The organism is Ramlibacter sp. Leaf400 (genome assembly GCF_001424545.1).
Classification (GTDB): Bacteria; Pseudomonadota; Gammaproteobacteria; order Burkholderiales; family Burkholderiaceae_C; genus Ramlibacter.
In genome coordinates this window covers 168,260-184,057 of the sequence record NZ_LMQL01000008.1, presented here as the reverse complement: position 1 = coordinate 184,057, position 15,798 = coordinate 168,260, and the positions used below count along the sequence as shown (strand labels likewise).

Annotated in this window: 19 protein-coding genes; 8 read left to right on the top strand and 11 right to left on the bottom strand. The window is 69.4% G+C overall.

Going from position 1 to position 15,798, the window contains the following annotated elements:
• Positions 1-18 precede the first annotated feature (18 nt).
• Positions 19-216, bottom strand: coding sequence for a hypothetical protein (locus ASG30_RS07100; RefSeq protein WP_055894377.1), 198 nt, complete (start codon positions 214-216; stop codon positions 19-21).
• Positions 217-349: 133 nt separating this feature from the next.
• Between ASG30_RS07100 and ASG30_RS07095 the strand changes: the two genes are divergently transcribed.
• Together ASG30_RS07095 and ASG30_RS07090 are read left to right on the top strand one after the other, a co-directional pair.
• Positions 350-1,210, top strand: coding sequence for an SDR family NAD(P)-dependent oxidoreductase (locus ASG30_RS07095; protein ID WP_055894374.1), 861 nt, complete (start codon positions 350-352; stop codon positions 1,208-1,210).
• Positions 1,207-1,536 (top strand): hypothetical protein, encoded by a 330-nt coding sequence (locus ASG30_RS07090; protein WP_235579746.1) that lies wholly within the window; start codon positions 1,207-1,209, stop codon positions 1,534-1,536. The genes ASG30_RS07095 and ASG30_RS07090 overlap by 4 nt, the downstream gene beginning before the upstream one ends.
• Here the strand turns inward: ASG30_RS07090 and ASG30_RS07085 are convergent.
• The gene (locus ASG30_RS07085; protein ID WP_055894372.1) at positions 1,533-2,000 is read right to left on the bottom strand and encodes an SRPBCC family protein; all 468 of its coding nucleotides are present in this window, start codon (positions 1,998-2,000) and stop codon (positions 1,533-1,535) included. The genes ASG30_RS07090 and ASG30_RS07085 overlap by 4 nt on opposite strands.
• A gap of 193 nt (positions 2,001-2,193) precedes the next feature.
• Between ASG30_RS07085 and ASG30_RS07080 the strand changes: the two genes are divergently transcribed.
• Entirely contained in the window at positions 2,194-2,679 is a 486-nt protein-coding gene (locus tag ASG30_RS07080) for a hypothetical protein (RefSeq protein WP_156385453.1), read from the top strand.
• 1 nt (position 2,680) lies between these two features.
• Here the strand turns inward: ASG30_RS07080 and ASG30_RS07075 are convergent, their stop codons facing one another.
• The 5 genes from ASG30_RS07075 to ASG30_RS07055 all read right to left on the bottom strand — a co-directional run bounded on the left by ASG30_RS07075 (position 2,681) and on the right by ASG30_RS07055 (position 8,557).
• The gene (locus ASG30_RS07075; RefSeq protein ID WP_055894368.1) at positions 2,681-4,129 is read right to left on the bottom strand and encodes a UdgX family uracil-DNA binding protein; all 1,449 of its coding nucleotides are present in this window, start codon (positions 4,127-4,129) and stop codon (positions 2,681-2,683) included.
• Positions 4,130-4,148: 19 nt separating this feature from the next.
• Positions 4,149-5,408 (bottom strand): putative DNA modification/repair radical SAM protein, encoded by a 1,260-nt coding sequence (locus ASG30_RS07070; RefSeq protein WP_055894366.1) that lies wholly within the window; start codon positions 5,406-5,408, stop codon positions 4,149-4,151.
• Positions 5,409-5,522: 114 nt separating this feature from the next.
• Complete coding sequence (locus ASG30_RS07065; RefSeq protein ID WP_082521940.1) at positions 5,523-6,533, bottom strand: lysylphosphatidylglycerol synthase domain-containing protein; 1,011 nt, start codon at positions 6,531-6,533, stop codon at positions 5,523-5,525.
• Entirely contained in the window at positions 6,530-7,774 is a 1,245-nt protein-coding gene (gene clsB / locus ASG30_RS07060) for a cardiolipin synthase ClsB (protein ID WP_055894364.1), read from the bottom strand. The genes ASG30_RS07065 and clsB overlap by 4 nt, the downstream gene beginning before the upstream one ends.
• A gap of 15 nt (positions 7,775-7,789) precedes the next feature.
• Positions 7,790-8,557: an endonuclease/exonuclease/phosphatase family protein gene (locus tag ASG30_RS07055; protein WP_055894361.1), complete on the bottom strand. Its 768-nt coding sequence runs from the start codon at positions 8,555-8,557 to the stop codon at positions 7,790-7,792.
• Positions 8,558-8,733: 176 nt separating this feature from the next.
• On the opposite strand from ASG30_RS07055, the gene ASG30_RS07050 reads away from it, so the two are divergent.
• Positions 8,734-9,300 carry an acyloxyacyl hydrolase gene (locus tag ASG30_RS07050; RefSeq protein WP_055894359.1) on the top strand — a complete coding sequence of 189 codons (567 nt, stop codon included), beginning with the start codon at positions 8,734-8,736 and terminating at the stop codon, positions 9,298-9,300.
• 179 nt (positions 9,301-9,479) lie between these two features.
• Positions 9,480-10,013: a hypothetical protein gene (locus tag ASG30_RS07045; protein WP_055894357.1), complete on the top strand. Its 534-nt coding sequence runs from the start codon at positions 9,480-9,482 to the stop codon at positions 10,011-10,013.
• Between the two features lie 76 nt (positions 10,014-10,089).
• Here the strand turns inward: ASG30_RS07045 and ASG30_RS07040 are convergent, their stop codons facing one another.
• Positions 10,090-10,593, bottom strand: coding sequence for a Spy/CpxP family protein refolding chaperone (locus tag ASG30_RS07040; protein WP_055894356.1), 504 nt, complete (start codon positions 10,591-10,593; stop codon positions 10,090-10,092).
• 257 nt (positions 10,594-10,850) lie between these two features.
• Between ASG30_RS07040 and ASG30_RS07035 the strand changes: the two genes are divergently transcribed.
• Positions 10,851-11,204, top strand: a complete 354-nt coding sequence (locus tag ASG30_RS07035; RefSeq protein WP_055894354.1) for a hypothetical protein — start codon at positions 10,851-10,853, stop codon at positions 11,202-11,204.
• Positions 11,205-11,220: 16 nt separating this feature from the next.
• On the opposite strand, the gene ASG30_RS07030 is transcribed toward ASG30_RS07035, so the two are convergent.
• On the bottom strand, positions 11,221-12,093 hold the full coding sequence (locus ASG30_RS07030) for a pirin family protein (protein WP_055894351.1): 873 nt from the start codon (positions 12,091-12,093) through the stop codon (positions 11,221-11,223).
• A 32-nt stretch (positions 12,094-12,125) separates the two neighbouring features.
• Positions 12,126-12,734 (bottom strand): glutathione transferase GstA, encoded by a 609-nt coding sequence (gene gstA, locus ASG30_RS07025; RefSeq protein WP_055894349.1) that lies wholly within the window; start codon positions 12,732-12,734, stop codon positions 12,126-12,128.
• 88 nt (positions 12,735-12,822) lie between these two features.
• Between gstA and ASG30_RS07020 the strand changes: the two genes are divergently transcribed.
• Both ASG30_RS07020 and ASG30_RS07015 read left to right on the top strand, forming a co-directional pair.
• Positions 12,823-14,031: a hypothetical protein gene (locus ASG30_RS07020; RefSeq protein ID WP_156385451.1), complete on the top strand. Its 1,209-nt coding sequence runs from the start codon at positions 12,823-12,825 to the stop codon at positions 14,029-14,031.
• A gap of 113 nt (positions 14,032-14,144) precedes the next feature.
• Positions 14,145-14,999, top strand: coding sequence for a transglutaminase-like domain-containing protein (locus ASG30_RS07015; protein ID WP_055894344.1), 855 nt, complete (start codon positions 14,145-14,147; stop codon positions 14,997-14,999).
• A 31-nt stretch (positions 15,000-15,030) separates the two neighbouring features.
• Here the strand turns inward: ASG30_RS07015 and ASG30_RS07010 are convergent, their stop codons facing one another.
• On the bottom strand, positions 15,031-15,786 hold the full coding sequence (locus tag ASG30_RS07010) for a class II aldolase/adducin family protein (RefSeq protein WP_055894343.1): 756 nt from the start codon (positions 15,784-15,786) through the stop codon (positions 15,031-15,033).
• Between the last annotated feature and the right edge of the window lie 12 nt (positions 15,787-15,798).

Here is a 15,798-nt window from a genome sequence, read left to right as displayed (position 1 = left end):
GAATGATGGCGTTGTGCCTCAACGAGAAACGATCGTCTCCACCGCCGCCGTGCTGCGGCCTTCCTCCTGCACGTTGACCGTCTTCGCATCGCCCGCAGGTTGCCCGCCGCCGGTGTTCGCTTGCAGTTCCTCGATGCGGCGTGTCGCATCCGCCTTGCTCAGGTTGGAAAAGTCTCCGGCGACGCGCAGGGGAATGCTGTAGGCCTGCTTCGCCAACGGCAAACGCTGGGGCTGTTGCGAGCGCTTGCAGCGCGTCACACCCCAACACCCGACCCCGACACCGTCCGACATCGGACGCGATGGGCCGCTCGCAGAATCATTTGCGCAGTCCACAAGAACGGAGAACGCCATGGATGATCCCAGGGCACCGCGGCCGCTGGCGGTGGTGACGGGTGCCTCTTCGGGCATCGGCTACCACCTGGCGATGCTCGCGGCCCAGCACGGTTACGACCTGGTGGTGGCGGCGGACCGGCCGCTGGCCCAGGCCGTGGCCGACTTCAAGGCCGCGGGCGCGCAGGAGGTGCATGCGGTCGAGACGGAGCTGGCCAGCCGCCAGGGCGTGGACGACCTGGTCAACGAGCTGCAGGGCCGCGAGGTCGATGCGCTGATGGCCAACGCGGGCCACGGGCTGGGCGGGCATTTCCTCGACCAGGACTTCGCCGCGATCCAGCACGTGATCGACACCAACGTCACCGGCACGATCTACCTGATCCAGCACCTGGCGCGTGGGATGGTGGCGCGCGGGCGCGGGCGCATCCTGGTGACCGGATCGATCGCGGGCTTCCAGCCCGGGTCCTTCCACGCGGTCTACAACGGCAGCAAGGCCTTCGTCGATTCGTTCTCGCAGGCGCTGCGCAACGAGATGAAGGACACGGGCGTCACGGTCAGCCTGCTGATGCCAGGGCCGACCGACACCGAATTCTTCGAGCGGGCCGACCTGCTGGACACCCGAGTGGGCGCCGACACGAAGAAGGACGATCCCGCCATGGTGGCCCGCCTGGGCTTTCACGCCATGCTCAAGGGCGAAGCCGACGTGGTGGCCGGCTGGAAAAGCAAGTTGCAGGTGGCCGCCTCCAAGGTGATGCCGGCGCAGGCGGTGGCCCAGATGCACCGCCGGCTGGCCGAGCCCGGATCCGCCAGGCACAACCATCCCGAGCGCGAGGAGGTCCATCCCCTCGGCGCGGGCAAGTCGAAGGAGACCCGGAAATGACGAGCAAGAAGCAGCAGTTCCTCCAGCAGGAACAGAACCGCGACAAGCAGCCCGAGAAGATGATGAAGGGCAGCGCCGCCGAGCAGACGATGAAGCCCTCCAGGGGCCAGGCCAAGGGCAACCCGGTGGACCATCAGGTCCCCGGCACCGGCAAGGTGGCGAACGACCACAACAAGCAGGGCGACAAGGCGCCGACGCAGGTCCACCAGAGCCAGCGCACGCCCGAGAGCCGCCACGACCGCCAGAACGTCGCGGGGGCGAACAACGAGGTGACCACGCGCAAGGGTGGCGGCGGCGGTGGCCGCGAGCCGCGCGGCGCGGGTTAGGTCTTCAGCGCCCGATCCAGGTTCGCCAGGATCGTCATCCAGCCCTGCTCGGTGCGCTCCAGCATCTGGAGCGCCTCGTCGTCGACGGGGCCGAGGTCGTGCCGCAGGGTGAGCTCGCAGCCGTCGCCCTGCGGTTCGATGTCGATGATCACCGCCGTCTCGTGCGACTGGAACTGCGGCAGGCTGAAGGTGAAGGCGATGCGCCGCGGGCGGTCCAGCTGCAGGAAGCGGCCCGTATGTTCCATCTCGATGAAGGAGTCCGCATCCGCCTCCAGCGGCCGGCGCTCGACGATGGTGAAGCTGCCGTTCACGCCGGGCTCGATGTCGCACCGAAGCATCTCGCCGGTCGGCGGCGTGGCGAACCAGAAGCGGCGAGCGGTCTTCGGGTCGAGCCAGGCGTCGTACACGGTCTCGGCCGTGCAGTCGTAGGCGCGTTGCACGCGCACGATGGTGGAAGTGACCATGGCCCGTTATCGCGCCGGTGCGCGGGAGGGTCAAGAAGGCCGGCTCCGACGGGGATGTAGGGCAGCGCCCGGAACGACGCACCCCGCTGCTGGGGCGTAGGCGTCCTACAGCGGCTTGGGCGCTTGGCGGCTGACGTCGCCCAACGCGCGAACCGACACTGAAGGCGGGTCCACTCGCGCGCAGGAGCCGATCATGAGAAGGTTGAACCCCACCCCCTGGTTCTGGGTGATCGCGGCCGCCATCGTGGCGGTGGCGCTGTTCACGGTCAGCAACGTGCATGGACAGAGCGCCGGCTCGGCCGCGAGCTTCGAGGGTCGTCCTGCGGTCGGGGGCGCGCAGTCCGGCCTCGGCGCGATGTCGGGACCGCCGCAGGGCGGCCTCTCGGCGCAGAGCACGGAAGACCCCGGGGGCGGCATCGGCCTGCGCCGCCCGCGAGACCTCGACCTGCCGGGTCCGGTGATCCCGCGCGAGCCCGGGGTGGTGCCGCGCGATCCCGGCGTGGACCGGGCCGTCCCCGGCGGTGAGCTGAAACCCCAGCGCGACCGGGACGACGTGATCAAGCGCGACCGCGACGACCATGGCCTGCAGCAGCAGGGCCAGAGCACCGGCAAGGCCAAGCGCGGCGGCAAGCGGTCGGTGGAACGCGCCCGGCGCGGCGTGAGTGGCGTGGACAGCTGACCTACAGCACCGACTTCGCCTTCTTCAAGTCCGCCACGAACGCATCGAACGCGGCGTCCTTCTCTTCCGGGTCCATCCTCAGCAGCGCCGAAGGGTGCAGGGTGATCAGCACCTTGCGGCCGTCGGCGCGCTGCAGCCACTTGCCGCGCTCGGCGGTGACCGAGACCGCATGGCCCATCAGTGAGCGCGCGGCGGTGGCGCCCAGGGCCACCAGCGCCTTGGGCTGCACCAGCGCGATCTCGTCTTCCAGCCAGTGAAGGCAGGCCGCGGCCTCGCGCTGGGTGGGGCTCTTGTGGATGCGGCGCTTGCCCCGCAGCTCGAACTTGAAGTGCTTGACCGCGTTGGACACGAACACGATGTCGCGCGGGATGCCCAGGGCCTCCAGCGCGCGGTCCAGCAACTTGCCGGCGGGCCCGACGAAGGGATGGCCCTGCAGGTCCTCCTGGTCGCCCGGCTGCTCGCCCACGAACATCAACGGGGCGTGCAGCCGGCCCTCGCCGTTGACCGATTGGGTGGCGAATTCGCCGATCGGGCATTCGCGGCAGCGCAGCGTGGCGGCCTTGAGCTGCTCCAGCGAGTCGATGCCGTCGCGCGCAAGGGTGTCCTCGGGTTCCACCGCCACCGGGCGCGGGATGCGCCGCTGCGGAGGCTGGGCCGGCTGGTCGATCATGGCGCCGCTCCTTTCCTGCGCCTGCGCCGAGAGCTCGCCGATCAACCGGGCCTCGGGCAGGTTGTCCCAGTACTTGCGCGGCATCTCCTTGTGCAGCTGGCGCATCTTCAGCCGCGCGGGATTGAAGATGCTCTCGTAGTAGGTGAGCCACAGCGCTTCGCCGGCGTCCGCCGCAGGCGCGTCCTGCCGGCTGGCGCCGGGGCCGAACAGCAGCCGCTCGAGGTCCCAGCGTACGGAGCGCTCGGGCGTGAGGATGGCCCAGCGGATGTTGGTGAAGCGCCGCGCGAACCAGGGCGCCACCGCCTCGACGACGTGGTGGGCCGGCTCGAACCAGGCCACGTGCAGCACCTCGCCGGGGTGGCTCTCGTCGGCCACCTGGCGAAACCGCACGAAGGCCTTCATCTTGTGCATGTCGCGCCGCACCGCCTGGGCCATCTGCTGCGCATGCAGCATGTCCGCGTCCAACGGGTCGTTGCGCAGCGTAGGCTCATGCACCAATCGCCACAGCAGGCGGTAGAGCAGGGCGAAGCGCTGCGGGTCGTGGTGCAGCACCACCACCTCGCACAGGCGCAGGAACGAGGCGGGGACGATGGCGGTGGCCGCCTTGGGGATGCTGCGCGAGCGCTGGTCGGCGGCCGTGGCCGGCGGGTCGAACAGCTCGTCGTTCAGCGTGTGGACCGTCTCCCACTTCACCTCGTGCGGCGGCACTTGGTGCGCGAGCAGTTCGCGCGCCTCGTTGCGAAAGCCCGCCAGGTCGATCTCGCTTGCGAGGCGCGGCATGGTGGGGCTCCGGCTCGCGTCAGAACAGCACGCCCTGCTGGGGCGAGTGTTTGGTGGGGGCCGCGGGCGCCGGCCCGCGGGGCGTGTGGTCGGCCACCTCGACGAAAGGCAGCACCTTGCGCACGGGCACGTGCAGGCGCTTCAAGTCGTCGGCGCGCAGGCGGCGCACGCGCCGGGCGGCCAGGAGGCGGTCGACCGCCTTCACGCCCAGGCCGGGCACGCGCAGCAGCAGCTCGCGCGGGGCGCGGTTCAAGTCGACGGGAAAGCGCGAAGGATTGGCGTGCGCCCACGCCAGCTTCGGGTCCACGTCCAGGGACAGCATGCCGCCCGCTTGCGGCGGCGTGATCTCGCTCGCCTCGAAGCCGTAGTAGCGCATCAGCCAGTCTGCCTGGTAGAGGCGATGCTCGCGCACCAGCGGCGGGGCCTTCAGGGGCAGCGCCGAGGCCGCGTGCGGGATGGGGCTGAACGCCGAGTAGTAGACGCGCTTGAGGTCGTAGGCGGCGTACAGGTTGGCACTGGTGGCCAGGATGGTGGCGTCGTCGGTCGCATCGGCCCCGACGATCATCTGCGTGCTCTGGCCGGCGGCGGCGAAGCTCGGCGTCTCGGTGCGCCTGGGCCGGGCGCCTCGGTACACGGTGATGGGCCGCTCGGCTTCTTCTTGCCGCGCCTGCCGGGCTTCGTCGATGTGCACGCGCAGGCGCGCCATCGAGCGCTTGATGGCGGAAGCATCCTTCTCGGGCGCCAGCGACTGCAGGCTGTTGACCGTGGGCAGCTCGATGTTGATCGACAGCCGGTCGGCGTAGACGCCGGCACGCGCGAGCAGCTCCGGCGTCGCTTCCGGAATGGTCTTGAGGTGGATGTAGCCGCGAAAGTCGTGGTCCTCGCGCAGGCGGCGCGCGACTTCCACCACCTGCTCCATCGTGTAGTCGGGGCTGCGGATGATGCCGCTGGAGAGGAAGAGGCCTTCGATGCAGTTACGCCGGTAGAAGTCCAGCGTGAGGTGCACCACCTCCTCGACGGTGAAGCGCGCGCGCTGCACGTTGCTGCTGGCGCGGTTGACGCAGTACAGGCAGTCGAACTGGCAGTAGTTGGTCAGCAGCACCTTGAGCAACGAGATGCAGCGGCCGTCCGGCGTGAAGCTGTGGCAGATGCCGGTGCCGTCATTGGAGCCCAGGCCCTTGCCACCGACCGAGTCGCGCGCCCGCCCGCCGCTGGACGCGCACGACGCGTCGTACTTCGCGGCGTCCGCGAGGAGGGCGAGCTTGGTTTTGAGTTCCACTGGATGACTGTACAGTAGTCAGCGCCAGGCCGCGTGGGTGCTGCACCTTACCCGAGTGAGCCGGCGGGCATTGGCGGAGGCGGGGTTGGACCTTGTCATGTTGGTGGACCTCGTTCAGCCCACGGCGGTCTTGCGCGCACGCGCCTCGACCACCAGGTAGACCAGGGCGGCGATGAGCAGCGGCGCGATGTAGTAAAGAGCGCGGTAGGTCAGCAGGGCGGCGAGCAGCTGGCCTTCGGGCACGCGGTGCGAGAGCAGGGCGATGAACACCGCCTCCAGCACGCCCAGGCCCGCCGGCACGTGCGTGATGACACCGGCCACCGCACCCACCAACAGCACGCTGAGCACCGCGGGGTAGTCGACCTTGCCCTGAAGCAGGATGAACAGGATGGCGCCCATCACCACCCAGTTCGTGACGGCCATCGCGACCTGCAGCACGGCCATCTTCGGCGGCGGCAGGATGAGCTCATGGCCGCGGATCGTCATGCTGCGCTGCTTGGCGAAGAAGCACGCCACCAGGTACGCCCCGCCCGCGGCCAGCAGCGCGAAGCCCAGCCAGCGCAAACCAGTGCTGTCGATCTTCCAGTCGGGCGGCAGCGCCAGCGGCGAGATCGCGAACACCGCCCCGCCGAGCAGCAGGTAGCCGAGCCAGTTCGTCAGGATGCTCAGCGTCATGATCCGCGTGATGGTCGGCACGTCCAGGCCGAGGCGGCCGTACAGGCGGTACCGGAACGCGACGCTGCCCACCAGCGACCCCATGTTCAGGTTGAACGCGTAGCTGATGAAGTTGACCTGCCAGACCTTGAACCTGGGCAGGTCGTGGCCGGTGTAGTGGCGCCCGAGCTGGTCGAAGTTGCAGTAGATGGCATAGCTCAGCAGCACGCCGCCCACGGCCATCAGCAGCACGTTGCGGGGCGTGGCCAGGATGGTCTGCCAGACCTCGCCCCAGTCGACGTTACGCGCGTAGCGGATGCTGTACCACGCGACCAGGGCGAAGAAGGCGAACGTCAGCGCGCGCTTGACCCAGGGCCACCAAGGCTTGGCGGCCAGGCCGGTCTTGGGCGCGGCCTGCGGCGCCCCGGGCGGGGGCGCGAAGTCGCGCGGATGGGCCGGGCGCGTGCTCATCCCGTCTCCTTCTGCGGCACCGCGCAGGCGGGCCGCAGGTCCTCGGGCATGGCGGGCGCGAGCCGGGGCCGGTGGCGCGGCAGCCAGGAGCTGAGCGCCGGGTAGAGCCGCACCAGGTGGAAGGCGATGAAGCTGCGCAGCACGTGCAGCCAGCCCGCCTGTTCGAGTTCCTCGTAATTCACCTGCTTGCAGCTCTTGTGCATCAGCTGGTCGAGCTGCTCGTACAGGTGCTGGTTGAAGGCGCGGTCACGGATGACGACGTTGGCCTCCAGGTTGAGCTGCAGGCTCAGCGGGTCGAGGTTGCTCGAGCCCACGGTGGACCACTCGTCGTCCACCAGCGCCACCTTGCCATGCAGCGGCCGGTCGCAGTACTCGAAGATGCGCACGCCGGCCTTGGCCAGGTGGCTGTAGAGCGCGGTGGCGCCCACCTTCACGATGGCCATGTCGGGCGTGCCCTGCAGGATCAGAACCACGTCGACGCCGCGGCGCGAGGCGCGGCGCAGGTCGCGGATGAACCGGTAGCCGGGGAAGAAGTAGGCGTTGGCGATGACGATGCGCTTGCGCGCCGCACGGATCGCCAGGCGGTACTGCTTCTCGATGTCGGTGGTGTGGAAGCCGTTGTCGCGCGTGACCAGCATGGCGCGCGCGGTCCCGGCGCGCGGCAACTGGTCGGGCGAGGAGCGGGCCTCACGGCGGCGGCGCCACCAGCGCCGCATGGGGCTGTGGCGCGAGCCGGCGGCCAGCGCCGCATGCGCGAAGCGGTGGATCTCGGCCACGATCGGCCCGCGCACCTGCACCGACCAGTCCTGCTTGGCCTCGGGGCCGAAGTCGGCCAGGTGGTCGGCCGAATAGTTGATGCCGCCGATGAAGGCGGTCTCGCCGTCCACCACCACGATCTTGCGGTGCATGCGCCGCAGCAGGTTGGGTCGCAGGCCGAAAGGGCGGGGGCCGGGGTCGAACACGTGCAGCCGCACGCCCGCCTCGCACAACGAGGAGATGAACTGCGGCGACAGGTCGGGCGAGCCCCAGCCGTCGATCGTCACGTCCACCTGCACGCCGCGTCGCGCAGCGTTGGCCAGCGCCTCGTGCAGCTGCAGTCCGACCTTGTCCTCGAAGAGGATGAACGTCTCCACCACCACCTCCTTGCGCGCGGCGGCGATGGTGTCGAACACGCGTGGGAAGAACTCTTCGCCGTTCTCGAGCAGGGTGAAGTGGTTACCGTCGTACCAGCGGGCTGTCATGGCGGCGGCTCCGGCTCACAGGTGGATCTCGGCGACCAGCGGAGCGTGGTCGGAGAGGTGGGACCAGGGCTTGCGGGGCAGAACCACGGGCAGGTGCACCGAGGCGTTGCGCACATAGATCCGGTCCAGGCAGAACAGCGGGAAGCGCGAAGGGAAGGTCTTGGCCGGCTCGCCATACGCGTTGACGAAAACCTCGCGCAGGCCGATCTCGCGCTCCAGCACGGCGTTGCAGCGGCGGCGCCAGTCGTTGAAGTCGCCCGCCACGATCAGCGGTGCGTTGTCCGGAACCTCGCTGCGCACCATCTCGCACAGCAGGTCGATCTGCTGCACGCGGTGCGATTCCGCCAGGCCCAGGTGCACGCAGATCACGTGCACGTCCACGGCCTGTCCCGGCACGCGCAGCACGCAATGCAGCAGGCCGCGCTTTTCCGGTCCGGGCAGGGACACGTCGTGGTTCTGGTAGCGCACGATGGGGAACTTGGACATCACCGCGTTGCCGTGGTCGCTCTTGGGCGCCACCACGTTCTTGCCGTAGGCGTACTGCGGCCAGATGCTGTCGGCCAGGAACTCGTAGTGGGGCGACTCGGGCCAGCCGTTCACCTTCTTGGCATGGCCCTCGTGCGTGCCCAGCACCTCCTGGAGGAACACGACGTCCGCGCCGATCTTGCGCACCGCATCCCGCAGTTCCGGCAGGATGAACTTGCGGTTGAAGGACGTGAAGCCCTTGTGGATGTTGACCGTCATCACCGTCAACGGTGCGGCGGTGGCCGAGGTCTCTGTCATACGGACGTGTTCTCTCCCGATCCGATGGTTCTACCGAGGCACCCAGCGATGAGGTGTAGGACGGCACGCAGGGAACCCCGTCGCTGCGGTTGCGAGCCAGCGTGCGACTGCGCGCGCACCACGAAAAGCGCGGGATGCTCCAGAATTCAAGCGACACCACAAGACGAGCACAGGCGATGAAGGAAAGAAGAAAAGAACTGCTCCGATGCGTCTGCCTGGCCACGGTCGCGATGGCCGCCGTGGTGGCGCCGGCGGCTGCGCAGGGTTTGCGGCCCTCATCCTTCTTCGTGCAGGGGGGTGCCGGCGAGGACCACGTGGGGGCCGCCGCCGTGGGGGTGCAGTGGCCGCTGCCCTGGCGGTCCAGCGCGCTGGGTGGCGAGCTCAGCGCCAATGCCGAGCTGTTCGGCAGCCTCTGGCGGGCGCGCGCGCTCGACGGTGGCCGCGAGAACTTCGTGCAGGTCGGGCTGGTGCCGATGCTGCGCTACCGCTTCGCGCAGGGCCGCTCGCCGTGGTTCGCGGAAGCGGGCATCGGCCTGTCGCTGACCGGCAAGCGCTTCGTCACCCGTGACAAGGAGTTCAGCACGCGCGCCAACTTCAGCGACAACCTGGCCGTGGGCCGCAGCTTCGGCGAGCAAGGGCGGCAGGAGCTCAGCCTGCGTCTGCAGCACACCTCCAATGCGGGGCTGAAGAAGCCCAATCCGGGTCTCAACCTGGTGATGCTGCGGTACGCCAGCGCTTTCTGAGCGCCTGCCCCCTGGACGACGTAGCGCCGAGGTTCGGGCGCTCGTCGTCAGCGCTGCAAGTCCTACAGGAAGCGGCTCGCACGTCCGGCACGGCGGGGACGGCCCGGCTCCTAAGGTGAGATCACACGACGCCCACAAGGCGACCCTGTTTTCAAACCTTTCTGGCCAAGGACTTCAACATGAACAAGACCAAGACCACCGTATCGCTTCTGCTGGCCGGGCTGATGGCCGGCGGCGCCTGGGCCCAGACCGCCTCCGCGACGAGCGACGTCCCCGTCAAGGCAGGCGAGGCCAGCACGATGACCAAGGGCCAGCCGAACATGGCCACCTCGAACGATGCGGCCAAGGGCCACTCGGCCACGCATCAATCCACCGTCGGCAGCGCGGGCGCGGCCCCGCTGTCCAGCGCCACCGGCGTGCCGGTGGACAGCGCCTCGTCCACGGCCGTGATGGGAGCGCCTTCGGCCGGCCGCGAGATCCCGCGCCACAGCGCCACCGTGACCAGCAACGTGCCAACCATGGCCGGCGAAGCCAGCACGATGACGCGCGGCCAGCCGAACATGTCGACCAACAACGCGAACCCCGACGGCTCGCGCGTGATCACGCCGCCGGTGCTGCAGGTGCAGCGCACGCCGCAGCAGGCGGGTGAGGCCAGCACCATGGTGGGTGGCCGCCCGAATGCCAACCCGGACGATCCGGCCATTCGCCGCTAAGGTTCACCGGCATCAAGAGAAAAGCCTGCCCGGCGCGAGCCGGGCAGGCTTTTTGTTGCAACGCGCGGGCGCGCGATCAGCCGTGGTGCCGGCCCATGCCGCCGCGGCCATGGCGGTGCCCGAACATGCGCACCGTCTCGTCGTCGAACGTCTTCTTCTGCTCCGCGCTCAGCTGGCCATAGAAGCTCTTGGTCGCTTCGGCGCGGCGGTCCATCTCGGCATTGCGCTGGTCGCGCAGCGCACGCAGGTGGTCGATGCGGTCCGGCGTGCTCATGCGCGCGATCGCGTCGCGGTCGGGACGGGCGCGCTGGGCCGAAGGCTGCATCGCGGTGGAGAAGCTGGTCCACGCGGTTTCCTGGTTCGGCCCGACCTTCAGCTTCTGCTTCAGGTCGGCCAGTCGCTTGTTGACCATTTCGGTGCGCTTGGCGGGATCGAACTTCTTGCCATGGTGACCGTGCTGGCGCTCGGCCGACGAAGCGGCCGGCGCGGCAGGCGTCGCGGGCGTCTGCGCCTGGGCAGCGATGCCCAGGCTGGCCAGCAGCGCGCAGGTCAGGAGGTGCTTGCGGACTTGGGGTTTCATCGTCTTTCCTTCCTTTCGGTTCAGCCTGGTCGCTGATGCGGCACAGGTTGGAGCGAAGTCTGCGGCGCCGATGTAAGCCGGCGGTTCCGGGAAGGTAGAGGCGGTGTAAAGGCTTGCGCCAAGCTTGTCACGAACGCTCGCTCTGCAGCGATCACCCATCGCGAGGAGCGTCCTACGGAACCATCCGCGCCCTGGCCACAGACAAGGGGTGGCGGTCCAGTCATCCTGGAGTTTCGGACCACCCCGGGAGATAGCCCATGAAAGTGCATCCTGCGCGGTCCTGGGCGGTGTTCTTGCTGGCCGGAGCGATCGGTGCGATCGCGGCCGGCGTGTCCGCCCAGTCCGTCTCCGACAACGAAACGCCCCAGCCCGTGCCGGGCCGGGTGCTGAGCGACGCGCAACCGCTTCCGGCCGAAGAGCGCGAGAGTGCGGGCGCCGTGGTGCTGGACAACTCTCGCGTTCGGGCGCAGCAGCGCAACGCCTTCGATGCCGCGGCCGAGCGCACCGGCCTGCCTTCGGCCATCGGCCGCAACGTGTCGCGCGTGATGGAGCGTGCGCGCACCTGGAACGACGTGCGCGAGGCCGACGCCTCGCTGGTGCCGCAGGAGTGACCTGCCGCGCCGGCCGCTAGACGAAGCGGCCGTTGTTGAAGTCCTCGACCGCCTCCAGCAACTGCTGGCGCGTGTTCATCACGAACGGGCCGTACTGCGCGATCGGTTCGCGCAGCGGCTGGCCCGCGATCAGCAGCGCGCGTGCCGGCTCGTCGCCCGCCGCACGAAGCACCACCCCGTCGCCCTCGTTGCCCAGGATGGCCATGCGGCCGCGCGCCACGCTGGTGGACGCGCCGTCCGCACCCACCACGTCGACGCTGCCGCGGTAGACGCAGACGAAGGCGTTGCGCTGCGGATCTAGCGGCTGCTCGAAGCGCTGGCCGGCGGCGCCGAAGTGCAGGTCCAGGTAGAGCGGCTGCGTCACGTCGCGCTGCATGCTGCCCGCGACGCCATGGCTCTCGCCCGCGATCACCCGCGCCGTCACGCCTTCGGCCGTGCGCAGCTCGGGGATCTCCTCGCTCTGGATGTCGCGGTACCAGGGGTCGCGCATCTTGTCGCGGCCGGGCAGGTTCAGCCACAGCTGGAAGCCCTCCATCAAGCCCTCTTCCTGCTCGGGCATCTCGCTGTGCACCAGGCCCCGGCCCGCCGTCATCCACTGCACGCCGCCGTTCTGCAGCAGGCCTTCGTGGCCGGCGTTGTCGCGGTGGCGCATGCGGCCGCTGATCATGTAGGTGACGGTCTCGAAGCCCCGGTGCGGATGGTTGGGGAACCCCGCGCCGTAATCGTCGGGGTCGTCGCTGGCGAAGTTGTCCAGCATCAGGAACGGGTCGAGCCGCTGCTGCAGGTCGTGCGTGAGCAGGCGCGTGAGCTTGACGCCTGCGCCGTCCTGTGTGGGCGTGCCGGTGATGACGCGTTCGACGCGCCGGGGGTGCCGTACGGTGGTGTCCATGGTGCTGAGCGCAGCGCGGGGCCGCGTCCGTTCTACTTCGACAGGCCCTCGAACTTCATCGCCTCCTGCACCGCCGGGCGAGCGCCCACGCGCTCGCGCCAGGCCAGCAGGTTCTTGCGTTGCGACAGGTCGATGTTCATCGGCTTGGCCCAGTTGCTGACCGTGAACAGGTACGCATCGGCCACGCTGAAGTTGTCGCCCATCAGGTAGTCGCGGCCTTCGAGCTGCTGGTCGATCCATTCGAAACGCTGGGCCAGCTTGTCGAGGAAGACCTTCTTGCCTTCCCCGGGCATCGCCGGGTTGAACAGCGGCGAGAACTGCTTGTGGACCTCGGTGCCGATGAAGGTGAGCCACTCCTGCAGGCGGTAGCGCGGCAGCGTGCCATTGGCGGGAATCAGGTTCTTGGTGGGCACCTGGTCGGCGATGTACTGCACGATCGCCGGACCTTCGCGCAGCCGCGTGCCGTCGTCCAGCTCCAGCATCGGCACGTAGCCCAGCGGGTTGATCGCGTAGTAGTCGCTGCCGTCGGGCAGCTTGTGGGTCTTGGTGCTGGCCAGCACCGGCTCGAAGGCGAGGCCGGCTTCACGCAGCACGATGTGCGGGGACAGGGAGCAGGCGCCGGGAGAGTAGTAAAGCTTCATGGCAATGGTTCTCGACTTCGTGGTGAGGAACGCGATGCTAGCGGCGGCCCGGATTCCCTGCAGCGGCGGGGATAGCGAGAATCCTTGCATGGGCAGAGCAATGAAATGGGTGGTGGGTCTCGTGGCGGGCGGGGTTGTCCTGCTGGCGGCGGCGGTGTTCGGCTTGTCGCGTTGGGCGGGGAGCGACGACTTCCGCCTGCGGGCGCAACAGCAGGCGGCGCAGGCGCTGGGCGTGCCGGTGCAATTGGGGAAGATCGACGTCGCGATCTGGCCGACGCCCTCGGTGGAAGTCCACGACGTGCGCGTGCAGACCAAGCCGCCGCTGACCCTGCAGCGGGTCGAGGCCCGGCCGGTGTGGACGTCGCTGCTGCTGGGTCGCCCCGAGCTCGGCTCCCTGGTCGTGCGCCATGCCGTGCTGCCGCAGCAGGGGCTGACCGCCCTGGCCGCAGCGCTGCAGAAGCAGGAGGGTGCGGCGGCCAAGCCGGCCCCGGGAGCGGCAGCGTCGCGCCCGCAGCTGCCGCGCCGCATCGTGCTGGAGCGCGTCACCTGGGTCGATGCCAAGGCGCAGAAGCTCACGGTCGATGCCGAGGTCGAGTTCGAGGGCGAGCTGCTGCCGCAGACCGCGCGCATCCAGGTGGTCGAGGGCCGTTACGCCGGCGCCAAGGCGCAGCTGGAGCGCCAGCCCGAGGCCTGGCAGCTGCGCAGCGAGATCGGCGGCGGCACCATCACCGGCCCGCTGCGGCTGGAGCCGGCGCGCGGCGGCGGCTGGCGCTTCTCCGGCGAGCTGGCCACCAACGGCGTGGAAGTCTCGGCGCTGACGGCGCCCAGCCGCACGCTCACCGGCAAGCTGGAGGCGCGCACCTCGATGCAAGCGGAGTTCAAGGACCCGGCCGCGCTGGCCGACGTGCTGCGCAGCCAGACCCGCTTCACGGTGCGCAAGGCGCTGCTGCAGGGCGTGGACCTGGCCGCCGCGGTGCGCACCCTGGGTGCGAGCCGCGATGGCCAGACGGCGCTGGACACCCTGACCGGCCAGGTGGCCACGCAAGGCAAGGTGGTGCACCTCACCAACCTGGTGGCCAGTTCCGGCCTGCTCTCGGCCAACGGCAACGTGACGCTGGCGGCCGACCGCAGCCTGAGCGGCAAGGTCACCGCGTCGATCGGCCAGATCGCCGGCGTGCCCCTGCAGGTGGGCGGCACGCTCGACCAGCCGTCCGTCACGCCCACCGGCGTGGCGCTGCCCGGCGCGGGCGTCGCTTCCGACATCGGCAAGGGCCTGCGCGGGCTGCTCGGCCGCTGAATTCGCGCCGGCCTACAGCCGGCCGGGTTCCAGGCTGATGCACGGGGGAAGCATCATTCCCTAGCATGGATGAGCCGCGGGCACGCGCCCCGCGAGACATCGCTTCGCCCTCCATGCACCTCTCCACCGTCGAGACCTTCCTGGCCTACCAGGTCCGCCAGCCGTCGCACCTGTGCTTCAGCCTGGAGGCCGCGCATTGGCCCACGCAGGAGATCGTGGGCGAGCGCCTGTCGGTGTGGCCGCCGGTGGACCTGCGCACTTTCGAGGACCGGGAAAGCGGCAACCGCTTCTTCCGTTTCGACGCGCCGGTCGGACCGCTGGAGGTCCGCTACAAGGCCGACGTCGAAGTGCACTCCGAGCCGGTCGAGGCGCACCTGCCCGAGGTGCCGGTCAGCGAGGTGCCCGATGCGTTCCTGCAGTACCTGATGCCCACCCGCTACTGCGAATCGGACGTGGTGTGCGCCTTCGCCCGCGAGACGTTCGGGCACCTCCCGCCGGGCCTCTCGCGCGTGCGGCAGATGGTCGACTGGATCCACCAGTCGATCGAGTACCGCGTGGGCAGCACAGGCTCCACCACCACCGCGCAGGAGGCCCTGTCCCAGCGCGCGGGCGTCTGCCGGGACTTCGCTCACATCGGCATCACGCTGTGCCGGGCGCTGAACATCCCGGCGCGTCTGGTGGCGGGCTACGTCTGGTTCGACGATCCGCCGCAGGACTTCCACGCGGTGTTCGAGGCCTGGCTGGGCCGGCGCTGGGTGATGTTCGACCCGACCGGCATGGCGCCGGTGGATCGGCTGGTGCGCATCGGCACCGGGCACGATGCGAAGGACGTGGCCTTCAGCACCATCTTTGGCGACGTGCAGATGACGCAGAAGCTCGTGACGGTGCTGGAGCACGACCCGCGTGCTCCAGCCGCACAGTGTGTGACGGCGCCGCCCTGGCCGGCGGCGTCGACCATGCCCGCCTGACGTCCCAAGCGGCGCGCCTCGGGCCGCGACTTCAGTTGCGGAACGACGGATCGGTGCGATCCAGCTTGCGCAGCAGCGCCGGCCACGCGATGCCCGCGCCCTGGCCGGCCGTGACTGTCTTCATCACCTCGGACAGGCCTTGCAGCACCGCGGGATCGATGTGCACCAGCTCGCCGCCGGCCTGCGCGTCGATCTGGATGCGGCACGCGTTCTCGAAGGTGTACATCGAGAGGAAGGCTTCCGGGATGCTCTTGCCCACGGTGAGCAGGCCGTGGTTGCGCAGCATGAAGAAGGTCTTGCGCCCCAGGTCGGCCACCAGCCGCGGCTTCTCGTCGTCGCGCAGGGCCACGCCTTCGTAGTCGTGGTACGCCAGGGAGGCCAGCACGAAGGTGCTCTGCTGGCTGATGGGCAGCACGCCGCACTTCTGTGCGCTCACCGCCACGCCGGCGCGGCTGTGCGTGTGCAGCACGCAGCCGACGTCGGGGCGGGCATCGTGGATGCTGCTGTGGATGGTGAAGCCCGCCGGGTTGACCGGGAACGGCGAGTCGATCACCTTGTTGCAGTCCTGGTCCACCTTCACCAGCGACGAAGCGGTGATCTCGTCGAACATCAGCCCGTAGGGGTTGATCAGGAAATGGTGTTCTGGCCCGGGCACGCGCGCGCTGATGTGGGTGAAGACGAGGTCGCTCCAGCCGTACAGCGCCACCAGCCGGTAGCAGGCAGCCAGCTGCAGGCGCAGCTCCCATTCTTCGGCACTGACCACGTGCTTCATCGAAGCGATGTTCATCGGATGCTCCTT